Source organism: Spirosoma aerophilum (assembly GCF_054782495.1).
The window spans coordinates 2167811-2187402 of sequence record NZ_BAAGSJ010000013.1 but is presented as its reverse complement, the minus strand read 5'-3'; the positions used below and the strand labels follow the sequence as shown (position 1 = coordinate 2187402).

At 50.4% G+C, this 19592-nt stretch carries 18 protein-coding genes; 12 read left to right on the top strand and 6 right to left on the bottom strand.

Annotated elements, in window-relative coordinates; translation table 11 throughout:
- Positions 1-56: 56 nt before the first annotated feature.
- Positions 57-3017 carry a S9 family peptidase gene (locus ACYVK4_RS20415; RefSeq protein ID WP_461129373.1) on the bottom strand — a complete coding sequence of 987 codons (2961 nt, stop codon included), beginning with the start codon at positions 3015-3017 and terminating at the stop codon, positions 57-59.
- Positions 3018-3156: 139 nt separating this feature from the next.
- On the bottom strand, positions 3157-4233 hold the full coding sequence (locus tag ACYVK4_RS20410) for a glycoside hydrolase family 130 protein (protein ID WP_461129372.1): 1077 nt from the start codon (positions 4231-4233) through the stop codon (positions 3157-3159).
- 162 nt (positions 4234-4395) lie between these two features.
- Here ACYVK4_RS20410 and ACYVK4_RS20405 point away from each other — a divergent pair, with 162 nt between their 5' ends.
- Positions 4396-4656, top strand: coding sequence for an adhesin (locus tag ACYVK4_RS20405; RefSeq protein WP_461129371.1), 261 nt, complete (start codon positions 4396-4398; stop codon positions 4654-4656).
- A gap of 74 nt (positions 4657-4730) precedes the next feature.
- A complete protein-coding gene (locus ACYVK4_RS20400) occupies positions 4731-4910 on the top strand; it encodes a hypothetical protein (RefSeq protein WP_461129370.1) in 180 nt (59 codons plus the stop codon).
- A gap of 104 nt (positions 4911-5014) precedes the next feature.
- Here the strand turns inward: ACYVK4_RS20400 and ACYVK4_RS20395 are convergent, their stop codons facing one another.
- Positions 5015-6331: an isochorismate synthase gene (locus tag ACYVK4_RS20395; RefSeq protein WP_461129369.1), complete on the bottom strand. Its 1317-nt coding sequence runs from the start codon at positions 6329-6331 to the stop codon at positions 5015-5017.
- Positions 6332-6644: 313 nt separating this feature from the next.
- On the opposite strand from ACYVK4_RS20395, the gene ACYVK4_RS20390 reads away from it, so the two are divergent.
- The 4 genes from ACYVK4_RS20390 (at position 6645) to ACYVK4_RS20375 (ending at position 10892) form a co-directional block, all read left to right on the top strand.
- Complete coding sequence (locus ACYVK4_RS20390) at positions 6645-7331, top strand: peptidoglycan recognition protein family protein (protein WP_461129368.1); 687 nt, start codon at positions 6645-6647, stop codon at positions 7329-7331.
- 101 nt (positions 7332-7432) lie between these two features.
- A complete protein-coding gene (corA, locus tag ACYVK4_RS20385) occupies positions 7433-8383 on the top strand; it encodes a magnesium/cobalt transporter CorA (protein ID WP_461129367.1) in 951 nt (316 codons plus the stop codon).
- A 103-nt stretch (positions 8384-8486) separates the two neighbouring features.
- Entirely contained in the window at positions 8487-9311 is an 825-nt protein-coding gene (locus ACYVK4_RS20380) for a mechanosensitive ion channel family protein (protein ID WP_461129366.1), read from the top strand.
- A gap of 168 nt (positions 9312-9479) precedes the next feature.
- Positions 9480-10892 (top strand): DUF6600 domain-containing protein, encoded by a 1413-nt coding sequence (locus ACYVK4_RS20375; protein ID WP_461129365.1) that lies wholly within the window; start codon positions 9480-9482, stop codon positions 10890-10892.
- Positions 10893-11006: 114 nt separating this feature from the next.
- Here the strand turns inward: ACYVK4_RS20375 and ACYVK4_RS20370 are convergent, their stop codons facing one another.
- Positions 11007-11816, bottom strand: coding sequence for a helix-turn-helix domain-containing protein (locus ACYVK4_RS20370; protein ID WP_461129364.1), 810 nt, complete (start codon positions 11814-11816; stop codon positions 11007-11009).
- Positions 11817-11974: 158 nt separating this feature from the next.
- On the bottom strand, positions 11975-12862 hold the full coding sequence (locus tag ACYVK4_RS20365; RefSeq protein WP_461129363.1) for an oxidoreductase: 888 nt from the start codon (positions 12860-12862) through the stop codon (positions 11975-11977).
- A gap of 191 nt (positions 12863-13053) precedes the next feature.
- Between ACYVK4_RS20365 and truA the strand changes: the two genes are divergently transcribed.
- The 6 genes from truA (at position 13054) to ACYVK4_RS20335 (ending at position 18012) form a co-directional block, all read left to right on the top strand.
- Positions 13054-13833 (top strand): tRNA pseudouridine(38-40) synthase TruA, encoded by a 780-nt coding sequence (gene truA / locus ACYVK4_RS20360; protein ID WP_461129362.1) that lies wholly within the window; start codon positions 13054-13056, stop codon positions 13831-13833.
- A gap of 140 nt (positions 13834-13973) precedes the next feature.
- On the top strand, positions 13974-14855 hold the full coding sequence (locus tag ACYVK4_RS20355) for a cell division protein FtsX (RefSeq protein ID WP_461129361.1): 882 nt from the start codon (positions 13974-13976) through the stop codon (positions 14853-14855).
- Between the two features lie 106 nt (positions 14856-14961).
- The gene (locus ACYVK4_RS20350; protein WP_461129360.1) at positions 14962-15306 is read left to right on the top strand and encodes a DUF3098 domain-containing protein; all 345 of its coding nucleotides are present in this window, start codon (positions 14962-14964) and stop codon (positions 15304-15306) included.
- 122 nt (positions 15307-15428) lie between these two features.
- A complete protein-coding gene (locus ACYVK4_RS20345; RefSeq protein ID WP_461129359.1) occupies positions 15429-16274 on the top strand; it encodes an undecaprenyl-diphosphate phosphatase in 846 nt (281 codons plus the stop codon).
- A 101-nt stretch (positions 16275-16375) separates the two neighbouring features.
- Positions 16376-17080, top strand: coding sequence for a tRNA pseudouridine(55) synthase TruB (gene truB, locus ACYVK4_RS20340; protein ID WP_461129358.1), 705 nt, complete (start codon positions 16376-16378; stop codon positions 17078-17080).
- Positions 17077-18012 carry a bifunctional riboflavin kinase/FAD synthetase gene (locus ACYVK4_RS20335; RefSeq protein WP_461129357.1) on the top strand — a complete coding sequence of 312 codons (936 nt, stop codon included), beginning with the start codon at positions 17077-17079 and terminating at the stop codon, positions 18010-18012. Before truB ends, ACYVK4_RS20335 begins: the two co-directional genes overlap by 4 nt.
- A gap of 262 nt (positions 18013-18274) precedes the next feature.
- On the opposite strand, the gene ACYVK4_RS20330 is transcribed toward ACYVK4_RS20335, so the two are convergent.
- Complete coding sequence (locus ACYVK4_RS20330) at positions 18275-19501, bottom strand: BaiN/RdsA family NAD(P)/FAD-dependent oxidoreductase (protein WP_461129356.1); 1227 nt, start codon at positions 19499-19501, stop codon at positions 18275-18277.
- Between the last annotated feature and the right edge of the window lie 91 nt (positions 19502-19592).

Here is a 19592-nt window from a genome sequence, read left to right as displayed (position 1 = left end):
ATCCCCTTCGTCAGACATGGCACGGCCGATCAGCCCCGATGAATCTAGCCTAAAGATCAATATTTCATTTCACCCCGATCTTTCTCGACGGCACTGCGACCTTCCTTCATCCAGATGGGCATGGGCGCATCTTTAAGGTAGTGATCGAAGTACTGATACAACCGGATGCTCAGATCTTTGGCGTTGTGCCGCTGGGTCAGGTTATGCCCTTCACCATTATAGACCAGCATCCAGACGGGCTTGTTGAGTCGTCGCAAGGCCGAAAATAGCTCGATGCCCTGAAGCCAGGGGACGGCTCCATCCGCGTCATTATGGGTCATCATAAGGGGCGTTTCAATTCGGTTGGCGAAGAAGAGCGGAGAGTTTTCGATGTAATTCATGGGCTTATCCCATAGCGTTCCGCCAATGCGGCTTTGGGTTTTTTCGTACTGGAAAGCCCGGCTAATGCCCGTTTCCCAGCGAATGCCGCCATAAGCCGATGTCATGTTAGCCACCACGGCTCCCGCTTCGGCCGCTCGGAACAGGTTGGTACGGGTAATAATGTAAGCCGTCTGGTAACCACCCCAGCTTTGTCCCTGAATACCCAGCCGGTCGCGATCAACGAAGCCTTTGTCGAGGAGGCTCAGCACACCCGGTACAATGCAGTCATAGGCATTGGGGCCGGGCTGACCCGTGGTGTACACAATATCCGGCACAAACACCAGATACCCGTTCGACACACAGTAGGGAATATTAATGGTAGATCGGCTGGGCGAAGGTGCCCGGTAATCGTTCAATGTTTCGGCATTGCGCTCGTAGAAGTAGGTGAGCATAGGGTATTTCTTCGTCGGGTCAAAACCTTCCGGTTTGAAGAGTAGTCCCTCCAGCTTGGTCCCGTTGGTACCTGTCCAGTTTACAATTTCGACACTACCCCAGCGGATGCTGTCCTGTTGTGGGTTGGTGCGGGTAAGTTGCACGGGGCTGGCCAGCGTCGTATCGGTCTGGAAGAGGTTAATCGACTCTTTGTAGTTGCCTTTGTAAAAGGTGACGACCGGCGCGTTCTTCGCTTTGTTCAGCCCAAAGTAACGGTGATTGCTGCGGGTCAATACAGCTGGTTCGGCAACGGCCAATCCGTTTTTACTCTTTAAAATACCTGTTGCTTTGTCACTTTCCCAAATGCCGGTCAGGAACAGTTCATCTTTCGGGTCGATGGCTTTCTCGATAGAGCCGTCGCGCCGACCGGGGGTACTGTCGTCGCTATCCAGTTCGGCACGGCGTAACCGGATTTTGTTCTTACGACCCCAGCCCGCGGTCAGATTCGTAGGTTTCTCCTTACCCGTCGGGTCAATCTGCCAGATGTCATAGCGGTCATAAAGCCACACATAGCGGTCGCCGGTTGTCCAGCCCGCCGAGCCGTACGAACCCGGAAGGTTGGGCGTGTCGTGCTCTTCGTCGAAAAACTTGCTGGGCAGGCCACGCGTCAGGTCAAGGCGTTTGCCGTCCTGAATGGACCAGGCTCGCCAGAGCGAATCGCGCTCATCGAACCAATACGCGTATTTGCCTTCGGGCGACAGTTTGGGCTGTGAGGCCATGATGTCATTGGCAATACGTTTCTTCTCGCCCGTTTGGGTATCAACTAAATATAAATCGGTATGGCCGGGGTCCCAGGAGGCCTGAACCTGGTAAGGCAGGTCGCTCAGGCCCAGCAGATAACGGGATTTCTTTTTTGGATCGAAGGCAACCGTTGGTACTTCGCGGGTGGCCAGCGGGACAACTTTGCGGGCTGCAAAATCATAAAGAGCCAGAAAACCGCGCTCTTTTTCTTCCTTAAGCCGCCGTTGCTGCATGGGCTGCAACCGACTGTCCTGCCAGGTCCAGATATCCATGCGTACCTTCTCGTCATCAGGCGTCAGGGTATCTTTTGTTGGTTTGGGGGCAATGGGGGAGGTAGAAAAGAAGAGCCGTGTGCCATCGTCCGAAAACTTCGGTTCGCGAAACTCATTGACCGACCAGCCTTTGGGTAATGCCTGGGTCAGGGTATCGGCCAGCACGAGTACCGTTTGAGGCAAAACGGCCGATGCCTTTTTCTTTTTACCGGCTGCTACCGTCGTGGGCAGCATATTTTTATAGAACAGGCTAAACACTTTTACATCGCTGCCGACGCTGTCGTTCGACGCTATCCAGGCGAGTTGTTCACCCGTTTTGTCAACGGCCAGCCCTTTGTAGATTTTCCGTTTTGCACTAGTATCCACCAGCATCGTTTGCCCACTGGTGGTGTTAAAGACAAAAACCCCCGGAATACTCGTCTCACCGGTTTTCAGGGAATCATTAGCTGATTCTTTGCTGTAAAAAACCGTCTTGCCATTATCTGACATCATGACACTGGATACATACCGAACGGTACGGCGGGTGCCGTCGGCCATGTTGAGAAGTGTCAGGTCGTCGCCTTTGGGCTTCTTTGTGGGGCCTCTCCGGGTGGCTACAGTGGTTGTCGAGACAGGGGCCGAAGGTGTCAGGGTATCTTTCCGGGAAACGGCCTTTGGTGCTGGCTTCTCTTTATCGTCTTTGCGCTCCTGCACCACCGCCAGCCAGGAACCAGCTTCTTTACCATATACAAACGACTTGGCGTTCGGGAGTTTAATCGACTTGCCGGTGACCATGGTCAGCACCTGCAAGCTGTCTTTGGGCATTTCGTCGGCTTTTTTCTTTTTAAGCTTTGCCTGGCGGACATCGGCCAGGGGAACCTTAAGCCGCATGATGAGGTACTTGCTGTCGGGGGTAAACTGCGCCATATAGCCCCTCGGAAAAACCATTTTCCTGCCATCTGTTCCTGCCCCCACGGCAGCTACTTCCAGACGGCCATCGCCTTCCTGCGGGTCGATCTGGTACGCAATCCATCGCCCATCGTCTGAGATCTTCTCCGAGCGAACACTTTGCCAGCGGTCATAATCAGACGAATTCAGCGGACGTTTAGGGGTTTGGGCTAGGAGAGGAGTTGATAGTAAAAAACATAGTAAAAGTTGACCGAAGTGTTTCATGCAAGGGTAAAAGTTTAATACCCCCGTAAAATACAAAAAAGACACCGTCCAGAAGACAGTGTCAGTTAATTGCGCTATTACTTATGAGATACTTACAATTTCAAATGTTTAAACGAACATTTGTATGCTACCTATGGCCTTATCCGTTTACCAACTTTGCCAGGCCAACCCCAGAGTCTGCCGCGCCATAGTACACCCATATCTCACCGGCTTTATCACTGCCGGCTGGCCATTGTATCCAGCCATTCGAGAAAACTACATTGGGAAAGAATCCCTCTTTTTCCCAGGGGAGTTCGGGCGTGAGCAAGGGGACGTTTGAGCGGTCCAATACCTTCGAGGGGTCGTCCTTGTCGAGCAGGGCCAGTGCCAGCGCGTAGGCATGAGTGGCATCGGCACCGTGGTAGCAAACGAGCCAGCCTTCATCCGTCAGCATGGGTTCCGGTCCGGCTCCAATCTTGCCGCCTTCCCAGGCAAAATCGGCATTATCTCCATCTGTTTGACTAGATACGCCCCGGCCACCAAAAAGGTAACGATGGTTCCCCCAATGTACACCGTCGGTCGATTCGGCCAGCCAGATTGACGGTTTACCAATCTCCGACACCATGGGCCGGTGAAGCAACTGGTACTTACCATTTATCTTTTGAGGAAACAGCGCGACATCTTTGTTGGGGGGCGGCAGGATCATGCCAATGCGCTCAACGGTTTTGAAATCGGCAGTAACGGCCAGCCCTACACCCGGTCCATGCTCCGATACAGCCGTGTAGGTAATCCAGTAGTTACCTTCCAGAAACGTGATGCGGGCATCTTCAATACCAAATGATTCATCCATTCGCGCCGGAAAAAGAAATGGTTCTTCGTCGATGGTGAAATGAATACCGTCCTGGCTTCTTGCCAGCCTCAGGTGACTGATAGAGGTCAGGTACACCTTGCCTCCAATGGCTATAACCCTCGGGTCGTAGGGTTCAGTGGGTTCGGGGAAGCGTTTGGTAACAAGGGTCGGAACGCCGTTTTGGTCTTCGATGAGGGGAATAACGATCGTACCTTTTTCGGGTTTCGGGGCTTCGGCTACCCGTAAAAGAAGGAGGACTTCGCCGTTGACGAGACAGGCTGCCGGATTGAATGCCCCCAAAACCTCATAACCCTCGATAGTTGGTTTTACATCGCTGGTTTTAAGAATTGGCTGGCTGAAAATACGTTCAAGTTTATACTGTCTCATTAAGAGTGGTTTATAGCGTTCAGTCAAGAAGTATAAAGCCAGTAACCTGCAAATAGAATTCAGTGTTCTACCACAAATGGTAAATTAGTTTTAATATTGCTTAAACCTTCCGCGAAAGAGACGCGTTAAGAGGGGTGAACTAACTTTTATACTCTTTAAACCATGATTTACCAGCCAGCGTTTGATCAGGACGAAGACGTTCTGATGCTCAACCCCGACCCGGAAACAGCCGCCTTCGACGATGATGAAGATGACTTCGATGATGAGGGAGCTGAATTCGATGAACTGGGCACCGGTGCCGCCAGCGGCTATGGAGCAGATGATTTAGACGACATTGAGGATGACTTCAATGAGGATGATCTGGATGAAGATCTGGACGATGACTCTATTGAAGATGACCTTGACGACGATAGCATGGAATAAGCTATCCCTGTCAAAACCTCTTACCGGTAAGTCATACCGATTTTTTTACTACATCTCTTTACTCAACTGAAGCCATGGTCGATTTAGACGCAAACCAAGATCCGGACAAAGTAGCTCTTGTTACATCGGAAAATGCCGTTACCGAGGGAACCGCTCCCGATGCCGATACACAATCAGGAGCGGCCAGTGAAGCGGGTGACCGCACAGCAAAAGACGGCTCCCGCGCGCCTAATGATCCGGCAGAAGGGGAGTAATGCGTGCATGATGACAGGTGGATAATGTAAAATGATTGATGCATACGGTAAAGTGAGTGATAGAGCCTCAGAATTACTTTACCGTGTTCATCAATCCTTTTACATTATCCATTATTCATTACGTTTAGGAGTGTCTGACACTTCATCTCGGTTTCCTGCCACTCGCGTTCAGGGACGGAATCTTCAGTTAGTCCTGCCCCTGCATATAGAGTAGCCATCTTGCCTTCCAGCTTCATGCATCGGATGTGCACAAAGAGATCACTGGCTGCCCCTTCATGATTCGAATCTATATTGACAGGTCCTAAAAAACCGCTGTACAGTTCACGGTCATGGGATTCATGTTGCTTGATGAAGGCAAAGGCCACATCACGGGGCATGCCGCAGACCGCCGATGTAGGATGCAGCAGTCGGAGCATTACGGTGCCTAGCTGCGGGTAACGCACAGCTTGTGTATCGACCGTAAAACAGGTGCTCAGGTGCATCAGGTTGCCGGCAATAATCGTTTTGGGGCCTTCTTCCAGGTATTCCCGTAATCTGATTTTTTTGAAACACTCAATGATGTAGCGGCTCACCAGTGCCTGCTCTTCAATTTCCTTTTGCGACCACATCGCTTCTGGGGGGCGCTTGGGTGTTCCGTCGGGCTCAAAAGCCGACTGGGTACCTGCTAGTGAAGCCGTTTGGAAAATTCCGTTGGCGTCGATACTGACAATTCGTTCGGGCGTGGCGCTTATCCAGATTTGCCCTTTTTCCGGAATCGACACGGCCGAAATAAACGCCGTAGGGTAGGTATCACAAAGCTGATCGAACAGGTCAACGGCGTTGGGAGCGTCAGAAAAAAGTACCCGTTTTGTTCGGGACAGCACAACTTTCCGGAACTCTCCCCGCTTCATCGCTTCGACCGCCGACGCCACATTTTGCACATATTCAGCCTGAGCGGCTGGGTCAGGAAGGGCACTGACAGTGATTTGTTTAGGTTGGTTCCCGGATGGATGGCCAGCCCTATCGGCAAGGGCTTGCCAGAACGTATCGGCCTTCTCCCCATCGGCAGAAACACTAAGGTTGAGTTTGTTGGATGGCGTCAGACCCGTTTCGGCAAAGACAGCCTGAAGGTCTGCCCGAAGGAAGAGCGATTGATCGCTGGTACTTGTGTCCGTAACCGTCCTGCCCGACGTATTGGTGGGAGCCGTGCTGGCAAGGTTATCGAAAGGACTTATCAAAAAACCAGCGGGTAACTCATCCAGATCAGCCGACACGCGGGGCAACACCTCATCGAACGACACAATCAGGTGTTTGTCCCGTTTATTGGGCAGTCGCCACAAAGCTGCCGGAAAACCAAGCGTATTTGCCGTCTCCCAAACCTCTATGGACTTGAGACGGCGGTCAGAAATTGAACCGGAATAAATCAAATAATCAGGTTGCATAGCCAGTAGCCAGACGGGTTAGGTTCGGCTAAAGGGGTAACAGTTTATGGAATGAATTTGTGCGAAAAATAGTAAAAGAGTCAATTTATATCCCTTCGCCTGTCTTTTCGCGCGCTATGAACTTTAAATAATTATAAAATGAATACAGTCATGCCGATTTTTTAGTGGACTTTTCCCGGCGGCACGTGGTCTATAGCCCCCCGTTATTCAGACAGGAACACCCTACCATTCAATAAATTATGCGTCGGTCAGAAGAAAAACAGTCGCTTGGATTTAAAATTTTGTTTTTTGCAGCTGTTCAACCACCTCCTTCATGCGTCGATTTGTTTTGATCTCTACATTCATTCAGTGGGTACTGCCACTCACCGTATTTTTCACCGGCGGTGCCTGTGTAGCACAGGTTCCTCTTAAACTCATCCACAAGCCCATCGTTTTTGATGAAGAGCGCAGGCAGTTGTCCCTCGAATATCTATCTAAACGGCATGGTATACAGCAAACAGAGCCATCCATCAAGCCCAAAATGATTGTGCTACACTGGACGGCTATTCCAACGCTGGAAGAAACCTTCGACGCTTTTAACCCAAGTGTGCTGCCCGGCCGCTCTGATCTACAGGCTGCCAGTAAACTCAATACGGCGGTTCCGTTTCTGGTTGACCGCGACGGAACGATCTACCGGCTTCTGCCCGACACCACCTTTGCCCGGCATTGTATAGGGCTGAACTACTGCGCGATTGGCATCGAAAACGTGGGTAATAACGACCTGACCGATGCCCAGCTCGAAGCTAACGTGCAACTGGTGCGTTATTTAAAACAGAACTATGACATCGAATACCTCATTGGCCACTACGAATACCAGGACTTTAGAGGAACCCCGCTCTGGAAAGAAACAGACCCTACTTACCTGACTGAAAAGACAGATCCGGGCAAAATATTTATGCGAAACATCCGGCAGCGGGTCAAAGACTTGAAGTTGAAAGGAAGCCCTTTACAGGCCGAGTGACTAGTCAATTTTTTAACGGCTAAGGGTACTAATTCGGAAATGAACGGAATAAGTGGTTTGTTTCTGCGAACTTCGCGGCCGTACACGCTACTCTCGACTTTATGATCCGTATCTTTCAGCAAGACGCCACTTCTGTCCGAAAAATTCGTGATATCGATTCATTCTCAAATACGGAGCGTACCCTGTGGGTCGATCTGCAGAACCCGACGCCCGCCGAAATAAAAAGCGTTGAAGAGAAATTTGATGTCGACTTTTTGAGTCAGCAGGAGCAGCTGGAAATTGAGAGTAGTTCGCGATATATTGAGGAAGACGATTTCCTGATTGCCAATTCCAACTTTCTGGTGCCCGACTCCGAACAGCGCTACACAAACGTGCCGGTGAGCTTTCTCCTCAAAGACGATACCTTGTTTACGTATCGAAATGCCGACTTGAAATCTTTCGCCGACACGGTCAAACGCATTAAGTCGCGGAGAGCGGTGTTCAGTGATGGAGCCCAAATCCTGATATCCATTTTCGAATCGCGCATTGATTACGATGCTGATTTAATCGAGTTGGTTTCCGGAGAAATCAAGGCCATCAACCGCCTGCTCGACCTCGATGCCAACCTGGATCGGGAGATGCTGCTGAATATTAACGATTATCAGGAGTTGACGATGTCGATTCGGGAGAACGTGGTAGACAAACAGCGCGTTATCTCTTCCATGATTCGTTCTGATGGCTGGTTTAATGAGGTAGAGCAGCAACGACTTCGAACGCTCATTAAGGACATCAATTCACTGATTGATCACACGAACTTCATTTTCGAACGGTTGGAGTTTCTGCAAAACACCTATCTCGGTCTCATTGACCTGGAACAGAACCGGGTCGTCAAGATATTTACCGTTGTATCGCTTGTGTTCCTGCCACCTACGTTGCTGGCCAGCATCTGGGGCATGAATTTCGATGAGATGCCCGAAGTCCACTGGAAGTATGGTTACGTGTTTGCCCTGGCCATGATGGTTCTTTCATCCGCGCTGACAGTCTGGATATTCCGGCGTAAAAACTGGCTCTAGCTAGTGAATAAATTTATCGGAATTTACCGCTTTATGTACGTTTTGGTAAGTTACCTTTCTGGGCTCTTTACGTCTGATTTTCAAAAACTTCCCTTGTATTCCGATGGAACAGACACAGAACCGAATGGAACGTATTTACGATCAGGTGTTGGCTTTTGCTACCATCTATGGCGGTAAAATACTTCTGGCCGTTATCACCCTTGTTGTAGGGCTTTGGGTAATTGGCTGGATTATAAAATTTTTATCGTCGGTCATGACGAAACGACACGTCGACCGCGATGTACAGCCCTCTTTACTGTCGTTGGTCAGCGGCTTGTTACGGGTGTTGCTCTTGTTGAGTATTGCCAGCACCCTGGGCGTTCAGACCACCTCCTTCGTGGCCATTGTTGGCGCAGCCGGTTTGGCGGTTGGGCTTGCCCTTCAGGGGAGTCTGGCCAACTTTGCCGGTGGGGTCCTGATCCTGATCTTTAAGCCGTTCCGGGTCGGCGACCTTATTGTGGCAGAAGGGTTTACAGGTAACGTGGAAGCTATCCGTATTTTTGACACAACGCTGGTAACCCTCGATAATAAAACGATCATCCTGCCCAACGGTCCATTATCAACGGCTCCGATCACGAATATCAGCACCAAAGGGGTTATTCGGGTTGACCAAGTCTATGGCGTGGGTAGTCAGAATGACATTGACGCCACGAAAGCGTCGATTATGACAGTAGTCAACGCGTGTCCTTTCGCGTTGAAAGATCGGGAGCATGATGTCTTGATTTCGAAATTGAATCCTAATTCGAGGGAGTACGACGTGCGTGTATGGACCAAAAGTGAGCATTACTGGGACACGCATTATTACATGCTCGAAAACATAGCCCGTCAGTTTGGCAAAGATGGTATTGAGGCCCCCAAGCCGAAGATGTTCATCACGAATGAAGCCTGATGGCTGACTTCCAGTTCTTAAATAACAACGCCCGGCTGAACAAATCAGCCGGGCGTTGTTTGTATAGGGGTACAAGAAGTTTGTTTAACGGTCCGTTAAACGTTTTGGGGTTTACTGCATCTAACCTTCGACGCGTTTCGATACGCGACAAGAAAACGACCAAACGCCATGAGCATCCTGAAAACAATATCTATACTTGGTCTGATAGCCGTACTTGCTCTAGACCCCGCTGCAACGAATAAAGCGGTGGCTCAGCCCGGCGTGAGCGTTCCTATTCAGGCGTTCTACAATGAATTAGCCCCTTATGGACAATGGGTGCCTAACCCTGCGTATGGATCCGTCTGGATACCGAACGTTGGTCCGGATTTTCAGCCCTATGCCAGCGATGGACACTGGGTTGTGACCGAGTTTGGCAACACCTGGGTGTCTGATTATCCGTGGGGATGGGCACCGTTCCATTACGGACGATGGTTTTTTGATAGCCAGTACGGCTGGGCGTGGGTACCCGGCAACGATTGGGGACCCGCCTGGGTATCGTGGCGGTCGGGTGGGGGCTATTATGGATGGGCTCCTCTGGGACCGGGCTATGATATAAATGTCAACATAAACATTCCGGCCCCTTACTGGACGTTTGTTCCTCAGATATACATCACCAGCCCCTATCTGTATAGCTATCGGGTGCCGCGTCCCCGGGTTGTCAACATTTACCAGAATACGGTTATCATCAATAACATTTATCGGTCAAACAACCGGGCATATGTATACGGCCCAAATCGGGGTGAGATCGAGCGTATTACCCGACGTAGCGTGCCTGTGTATCGAATCGACCAGATGGACCGGCCGGGCCGTTCTGTCGTTGGAAACGGATCGGTAGGTTTTTATCGCCCGGGTCAGTCCGGATATGGCCGAAATGATCGGTATGATCGATATGATCGAAACGACCGCTATGATAATTCATCACGGCCATCATATAATAACAACTCGCCTAACCGCGGCACTTACGGAAGCGGAGGCTATAATAACGCTCCCAATCGGGATTACAATGGCAACAACACACCTAACCGGGACTATAACGGTAATGGGAGTAATATCCCTAACCGGGATTATTCAACCGGTAATACAACGCCAACCACACCTGGTCGGGAGTATAACGGTGGTTCGAGCCGGGGCAACTATAACGGGAGTTTCAACAACAATGCACCGGCTGATCGGAATGGTACGGTTAATACGCCCGCCCCAACGCCTAATAATCCAGCTCCGGCACCATCCAGCCGCTTTGAGCCGAGCCGGGGCAGCATGGCGCCGAATAATGACCGCCCCGCTGGCATGTCGCGGGATGAAGCACAACCCGGCAGCTTTCAGCAGCAACCCAACCGGTCGTTCGAGCGGCCTGACCGTTCCGGCTCAATCGGGGTGCCTAATAGCCCAGGCATAGGTACGCCGTCAGCACCCTCTGGTCGCAGCGGTGGCGGTAGTTTTCAGCGCATACCCGAAGGTAGAGGAGCTCAGGAGCAGCCCCGCAGCCTGGAGCAGCCGCAACGGCCAAACGGTGGGGCCGAACGCCAGCGAGGGCCACGGTAATACGTATTGAACCTTCTCGCTTAAAAATAGCCCGCTGCTGATCAGTAGCGGGCTATTTTTATGTAGAAAACGCGGTTTACACGTTTGATTAATGTATCTATTATTTAGCCCAGTTTAATTGATGCGGGAGGGGGCGATTCCAAACGATTTTTTAAAGGCAAAGGAAAAGTGAGACAGGTCTTCAATGCCAACTTCCAGATAAACCTCCGACGGCGCTTTTCCCTTCTCCTTAATTAAATAATAGGCTTCCTGAAGCCGTTTCTGCAGTAGCCAGCGGCTGGGCGATGTGTGAAAAATTTTCTCAAAGTCACGTTTGAAGGAAGCAAGGCTTCTACCCGTCAAATAGGCAAACCGCTGTAGGTGAACATTAAAGCGATAATTCTTATTCATAAACGCTTCCAGATCCAGTTTCCCGGGTTCTGAGAAATCAAACAAAACATGCCTCAACTCTGGATTGACCTGCAGGATGGTCAACACAGCCTCTTTCAGCTTTAACGATTGAAGCTTCTGGTCGATACGGTGTTCTGGTTGCAGATAAGGCAGCAACGAGTTCATAAAGCCTTTATACAAGGAATCGGCTTTTAAGACGATAATAGGGGCACTATTCTGATGGGGCTCTGCCACGTAGCCATACTCAAGGCTGATGTTACGCAATGTCTCCTGATCAAGATAAATCGAGAGTGCCTTATACACACCATTGGCGGGCGGCTCCTTTGTAAACTTGATTAACTGATTTCGACGGCTGAAGCGGAAATCACCTTCAACAATTTCATAAGTTCGCTGTCCGTCGTTTACGGTTAGTTTACCGGCCATCTGGTAACTAAAAACATGTTCCGGCACAAACTGCTCACCTTCCCGACTCCGGCTATGATAGCATGAGTAGGCAATACGTGACGGCTTGTTGGCTTCTTCCTGAATGAGCATATCCAAGTAATAAGATAACGTTGACCGCTTTTCGAAACCATACATTTGTATGATACGGAGCCAATTTTCGTTTAAGAAAACTAGCTCCGTATCATGCAAATGTATAGCCCGGTGCGTATAAAAAGTTATGAGTTGGCTGATTGCTGATTCACATGCATTTATTCGGCCGATGCATTCGTGAGTGATTTTCCCCAGCTTGTCTCGAAGAAATTTGTCGATTCGTCGTGGTCGGTGGAGACACTGACCCGCATCCATTTGTCTAATTCGGCTTGCCGAGCCTTGTCCGCCTGTTGCAAAAGACCAATGGCTTCGCTACCCAATACCAGGTGTATCGGTGGCTCGGGATGGTTGACCAGTTCGACCATGACTCGGGCTGCTTTGAGCGGGTCGCCGACAGGAATATAAGTACCCGCTTTGATAAAATCGGCCCGTTGGTCTACGGTTGTTTCGTAGCCTTCTACACGTTGGGCATAACTCATTGAGTCGCCTGCCCAGTCGGTGCGGAAACCGCCTGGCTCTACGCTGGTCACGTAAATACCCAGAGGGGCCACTTCCTTCGCCAGCGCTTCGGAAAAACCGCCCAGACCAAATTTGGCGGCTTGGTATATGGTCAGGCCAGCATTACCCACGCGCCCTCCAACGGAGCTGATTTGCAGAATACGTCCCGATCGCTGCTGGCGCATGTGCGGCAGTACGGCGCGGGTTACGTCAATCGGCGCATACAGGTTTGTTTCCAATTGACTGCGTACCTGTTCGTCGGTGAAAGCTTCGGCAGCGCCAATGATACCGAATCCGGCGTTGTTGACCAACACATCGATTCGTCCAAAATGCGTAATGGCATCCGAAACGGCCTGCTGTATTTGATCTTTCTGCGTTACGTCCAGCGTGAGCGGATACAACTGCTCCGGGTAGCGATTGACCAGGTCGACCAGGGTTTCCGGGTTACGGGCGGTAGCGGCCACCTGATCCCCATTGGCTAAAACGGCTTCAGTGAGGGTACGTCCCAGTCCTCTGGAACTCCCCGTAATAAACCAAACTCTTTTCATGGCGTTGATTGAATGAAGAACACAACAAAGGTCGTGGCAGATTGGAGGGGCGACTTTGTTGAAAAGCTCAAAAGTGCTTTGTTGAAAAGCTCATTGGCTGGCAGGCAGCTACGCCCGAAGAATACGGTAACCCTCTTACGTGAAAATTGCTGGAGCGGGCATCTGGCAATTAAACGGTACTTTTGCCTGCTATGCGTTATTTTATTGAATTATCGTATCGGGGAACGGCCTATCATGGCTGGCAGACACAAGCCAACGGCACCAGCGTTCAGATTACCCTCGAAGCGGCATTGACCCAGCGATTTGGTAAAGCCATTTATATTATGGGTAGCGGGCGGACAGATGCGGGCGTTCATGCAAAGCAGCAATTTGCTCATTTCGATAGCGACGAACCGCTGAACATTACCGAAGCCCTTATTTATTCGATCAATTGTATTCTGCCCGAAGACATTGCCGTTCACGCCATATTCCCGGTGCAACCAAAAGATCACGCCCGCTTTTCGGCAAACGCCCGCTATTATCAATACCATATTACCCGGCAGAAGGACGCCTTTCTGGGCACGCTGACCTATCATTTCCGTCCCATACTGAACGTAGACCGTATGAATGAGGCCTGCACGATACTCTTACAGCATACCAACTTTCAGAGCTTCAGCAAAGCGCGGGCCAATGTCACGCACTTTCATTGTACGCTCGAATTTGCCTACTGGCAACATACAAATGCGGACTGCCTGACGTTTCATATCAAAGCGAACCGGTTCCTGTGGGGCATGGTCCGAACCATTGTGGGCACCATGCTCGAAATAGGACAGGGCCGCATGAGTCTGGAGCAGTTCGAGAAAATTATACTGGCCCGGGACCGTACTGTGGCGGGTCGGGCAGCGCCGGCCAATGGCTTGTACCTGGTGGAAGTCGGGTATCCGGCTGGTGTGCTGGCGCAGAGGGCTAAGGGGTATGGTTCTGCAGCATAGGGTGAACAGGTAGACGGACTTTGCCGTTCGGTAACCCAGTGCCATATACTCCCTTTGCCTGTTTGTCTTTAAATTATGTTAAATTCGACCTTTCCCCGGTTGAATCTATTATTTTTGTCTCAATAACACGAACCCGCTAAATGGCTCGTAACAAGAAAAAAGTAGGTGCGTATCCCAGTGGCATGATTTTATTCAGTCTGACGCTGGCGTTGTTTTTAATTGGTTTCTGTGGAATGCTCGCTATCCAGTCTAAAAAGCTGGTCACTTACATTCGCGAGAACTACGAAGTGCGGGCGTTTCTGGATAAAGACCTTACGCCCAAAAAGAGTACGAAACTATTTGAGACCATTGCCGAACAGCCTTATATTCTGAAGGTCAACGGCGTACCACAAATCAGCCTGGTCACGAAAGACGAAGCGGCCAAGGAGTTCATTGCGGAGACGAAGGAGGACTTCTCGAAGTTTCTGGGCGAAAATCCACTGCACGACAGCTACCGGATCAAGCTTAGTGAAGGGTACTTCGAGGAAGCCAAGCTTCAGCAGGTAAAGCAGAATCTGGAAGAGATCGACGGTGTTTTCGAAGTTGTCTATCAGGAAAATCTGGTCGATAATATCAACCGGAACATCACGAAGATCTACGCGGTGATGTCGGCTTTTGCGCTGATCCTGCTGTTAATTATTGTGGTGTTAATGAATAACACCATTCGGCTGGCGCTTCATTCGCAGCGACTCCTCATCCGGAGTATGCAGTTGGTTGGGGCCACCAATGGATTTATTACCCGGCCTTTTTTAGGGCGCGGTATGTGGCAGGGCTTCCTGGCAGGTGTTATAGCGGTGATTTTACTGCTGGCCGGATTGCAGATCGCCATTCATAACCTGCCGGAGCTGGGCACCTTTCAGGATACCGAGAAAATGATATTCCTGATGGCCGGTATTGTTGGTCTGGGTGTTTTAATTGGTTTTCTGAGTACGTTTCAGGCCGTTAACCGGTATCTGGGACTAACGCTGGACGAGCTTTATTAAGAGCCGTTGCTGTTGATAATAAGCGTTTTCGATCGTCAGGAGCGAACGAAAGCAAAACTACAAGTCGATTTTAAGGTTACACAAAAAGCATAACTGACGAACGAACATGGCAAAAGATAAACCAGCTGGCCCGTCGACATTGACCCGCGACCAACCAGCTCCAAAAATAGCGGCAACAACGACTACGGTACCACCGGTTAAAACGGTGCCAACCCGGTCGTCGATCGCTGATCCGGTTCGCCGGGATACCGCAGCGGCCTTACCATTTGGCCGACAGAATTACACGCTCATGCTGATCGGCATTGGTGTTATTCTGGCCGGATTCTTCATCATGAGTCTCGATAAAGAAGAGTTTGGTTTTGGCTTTCTGGGCCTGACACTTGGTCCATTGGTGGTAATGAGTGGCTTTGTTCTTGAATTCTTCGCGATCCTGGCCCGCCCCAAGGCGTAGTCGGTAGAATAAGTTGTCGAGTGGTAATACGGTCCGCCGTAGCTGTTATAAAGTTTTGACAAGTAACTTTGCAACTTTATAACTACTACGGCGGACCGTATTATAACTCTATACTTTATTTAATGGATCTTATTCATGCTATTGCGCTGGCTATCATCGAAGGGCTAACCGAATTCTTACCGGTTTCTTCGACGGGTCACATGATTATCTACTCTTCATTGGCAGGTATTGCCGGAAACGAATTCACGAAACTCTATACAGTTGATGTGCAGTTTGGCTGCATTCTCTCCGTACTGGTCATGTATCATCGTCGGTTTATGACCGATACCCGCACGGGTACGTTTGTCGTCCCCGGCTATCTGAAATCGCTCCCCGTTCGTTTTCAGCCAATGGCTGATTTTTATAGCAAAATATTGATTGCCTTCCTGCCGGCTGCGGTAATCGGACTTCTCCTGAATGATTTTATTGATTCACTACTCGAAAGCATCACTACCGTGGCTATTTCGCTGTTGGTAGGGGGGATTGTGCTGGTATTTATCGATCGGATTATCAACCGGCAACCGAAAGATGGCGAAGTAACCGTACCGGATGCGCTTCGTATAGGTTTCTTCCAGTGCATTGCCATGATTCCGGGTGTTTCGCGCTCGGCCGCTACCATCATTGGTGGAGTTTTTCAGGGATTGAGCCGAACGCAGGCCGCTGAATTTTCCTTTTTCCTGGCCGTGCCTACCATGGCCGCTGCATCAGGGTATAAACTCCTCAAAACGTACAAACTGCTTCAACCCGGCGACATACAAACCCTACTGATCGGCAACGCCATTGCCTTCGTGGTCGGCTTGCTGGCCATTCGGGGATTCGTTGGCTTCCTGAATAAATACGGCTTTAAAGTATTTGGCTATTACCGCATTGCGCTGGGCTTGCTTCTACTGGGCCTGATGGCGGCTGGCGTGAAGCTGGACGTGCTATAACTTATTTTTTCCACGGAGATACACCGCAATTCTACTTTCATTTTTTTGCCGTGTACTTCCGTGCTTCTCTGCGTATCGCTGTGTCCCAACAAAATCAACCTATGCCAGATCCCGGTCAGGTGATCCTGATCGACAAGCCACTCACCTGGACTTCGTTCGATGTGGCTAACAAGCTGAAATACGCCTGTAAATTCAAGAAGATCGGCCATGCCGGTACGCTCGATCCGCTGGCAACGGGCTTGCTTATACTCTGCACGGGTAAAATGACCAAGCAGATCGATCAGTACCAGGCTCAGGAAAAAGAATACACCGGCACACTGGTGCTTGGCAAAACGACGCCTTCTGTCGACCTCGAAACCGCTGTCGATGCCGAGTTTGACACCACCGATATTACTGCCGAACAAATAGAAGAAGCGGCCCAACAACTAACGGGGAATATTTTGCAGGTGCCACCCATCTATTCCGCTATTCGGGTCAACGGCGAGCGGTTGTATGAAAAAGCGCGCCGGGGCGAAACCGCCGAAGGGATGGAGGGGGGTATTAAATCCCGCCAGGTGACGGTGTCGGTCTTTGAGGTGAATACCGAACGATTTCCGGAGGTCGATTTTCGTATCGTGTGTTCAAAAGGGACTTATATTCGCAGTCTGGTACGCGATCTGGGCTTGTTGCTTAACAATGGCGCTTATATGAGCCAGTTACGCAGAACCCGTATCGGTGATTTTCGGGTGGAAGATGCCGCCACCATTGAGCAGTTTATTGTCATGCATCGTGCTTCGTTGCCTGACCCTCTACCAACGAACGAATGATTATTTATAAAGGCCTCGATGACATTCAACCCCTGCCAAACGCCGTGGTAACAAGCGGCACATTTGATGGGGTTCACCGTGGACATCAGACAATTTTAGCTCGCCTGACGGAAGTTGCCCAGGCCAGCGGGGGGGAGTCTGTTCTGATTACCTACTGGCCGCACCCACGCACGGTTGTGTCGAACGACAGCCAGAACCTAAAGTTGCTGACCACTCTGGATGAAAAGATCGAACTGCTGGACCAGGCGGGTGTCGATCATCTGATCGTAATTCCGTTTACCCGTTCGTTTTCCGAATTGACTTCAGAGGAATATGTCCGGCAGATTCTCATGGAAAAGATCGGGACCAAAAAGCTGGTGATCGGCTATGACCATCGCTTTGGACGCGATCGGGAAGGGGGCTTCGATTACATAAAGGCACATCAGACCGAGTACGGCTTTGAGGTAGAGGAGATTCCACGGCAGGATGTAGAAGCGGTAGGCGTTAGTTCATCCAAGATTCGGGCCGCGCTCAATGAAGGCAACATACACACCGCGAACCTGTTCCTGGGTCGACCTTACAGCCTGACAGGCACCATCGTGAAAGGCCGGCAGTTGGGCCGAACGATTGGTTTCCCGACGGCAAATATGCAGGTAGATGATGCGTCCAAACTCATTCCTGCCAATGGCGTTTATGCCGTATCGGTTGAGTATGGAGGCCAAATGTTAAGCGGAATGTTGAACATTGGTTTCCGGCCTACTGTGGCGGGAACGAATCAGACGATTGAAACCTATATTTTTGATTTCGACAAAGACATTTACGGCGAACACATGACCCTTCGCTTCAAAGAATTTCTGCGCCCTGAGCAGAAATTTGACGGCTTACCAGCCCTGGTTGCCCAGCTGAAGCGAGACGAAGAGGCCGTGAGAAGCATACTACAAAGAGACGTCTAGTCAAGCTATTTCGTTGTGTTATACTGTATTTACGATCTTGGGGCAACTTAATCCTAGAATGCAAGTGCAACACAGTATTTTTTAACCACAGAGGCACAAAGAGCACAGAGGTTGATAGCGGGACTTTTTTCCCTATCAACCTCTGTGCTCTTTGTGCCTCTGTGGTTAAACCTTTTTGTCGGCCAGCTAATTAACCTAAAAATCTGTGTGTAGACTTAACTGCAATCTAACTAATGTAGAGCCATTCAACGAAACAAATTCATTATAAACCAATGGCCATCCCGGCTACAAAGCCTGTAGTCCAGGCGCTTTGGAAGTTGAAGCCGCCCGTAATGCCATCTATATCCAGAACCTCTCCGGCGAAGAACAGACCCGGGTGTGCTTTGCTTTCGAGCGTTTGCGCGTTCAGGCTGCCAAACGAAATGCCGCCACAGGTCACGAACTCCTCTTTGAAGGTACTTTTGCCAACGACCTGAAACTGGCTGTTGGTCAGTCGTTCAGACAGTCGGTTGAGGGGTTTGGCGGGAAGGTCGGCCCAGCGCTGCGTTTCTGAAATACCCGATTCGGTGGTTAGTGCCTGCCAAAGGCGGGAAGGCAAGCCGAACGGATTCTGTGAAACGACCTGTTTGCGGCCATTCTGCTGCCGGAAATCCTGAAGAGCCGCCCGTAATTCATTTTCGTTGAGCGTTGGTGTCCAGTTTACCCGCAGCGTAAATCGATAGTCGATATTGGCCAGATCGCGGGCCGCCCAGGCCGACAAACGAAGTACGGCAGGGCCGCTGAATCCCCAGTGAGTAATGAGCAAAGGCCCGCGCTGTTCCTGTTTTGTGCCGATGATCGACACACGCGCGTCCGGTACGGACACACCCGCCAGAGGTAACAGCGGGCTATCGGGTACGTTAAACGTAAACAGTGATGGAACCGGCGATTGAGTGGGCTCGCTTTGGGCGGGTAACCAATCGTATCCTTCCACTTTGGGAAAGCCGCCCGTAGCAATCAGCACCCGATCGGCGTCAATGATCTCATCGGTGAGTAAATGCAATTGCCAGCGACCATCCTGAGTAGGCAGGAGCGAGCTGACACCACAACTCGTGCGAATCCGGACATTTAATCGGCGGGCCGTTTCAAACAAACAGTTGACAATGGTATCGGAGGTATTGGTACTGGGAAACATGCGCCCATCGGCTTCTGTTTTCAGGGTCACACCGCGTTTTTCGAACCAGGCCACAGTAGCCGTAGCGTCGAACAGATTCAGTAACGGACGCAGGGGCTTTTCTCCTCGTGGATAATGCTTGACCAGCAATCGATTATCGAAACAGGCATGCGTAACATTGCAACGGCCACCGCCCGAAATACGGACTTTGTTAAGGACAGTGCGGGTTTTTTCCAGAATGGTAACGGTGGCTTCCGGGAAGGTTTCAGCAGCTGTAATGGCCCCGAAAAAACCGGCGGCACCTCCGCCAATAACGACAATAGATAACGATGACATGATTTTTTAACAGCGGTTTTTCATTTACGGTTCAGGGTGTTTTGCTGTGCTGATGAAGGAAGTAACCTTTAAGGTACAGCATTAAGATGCT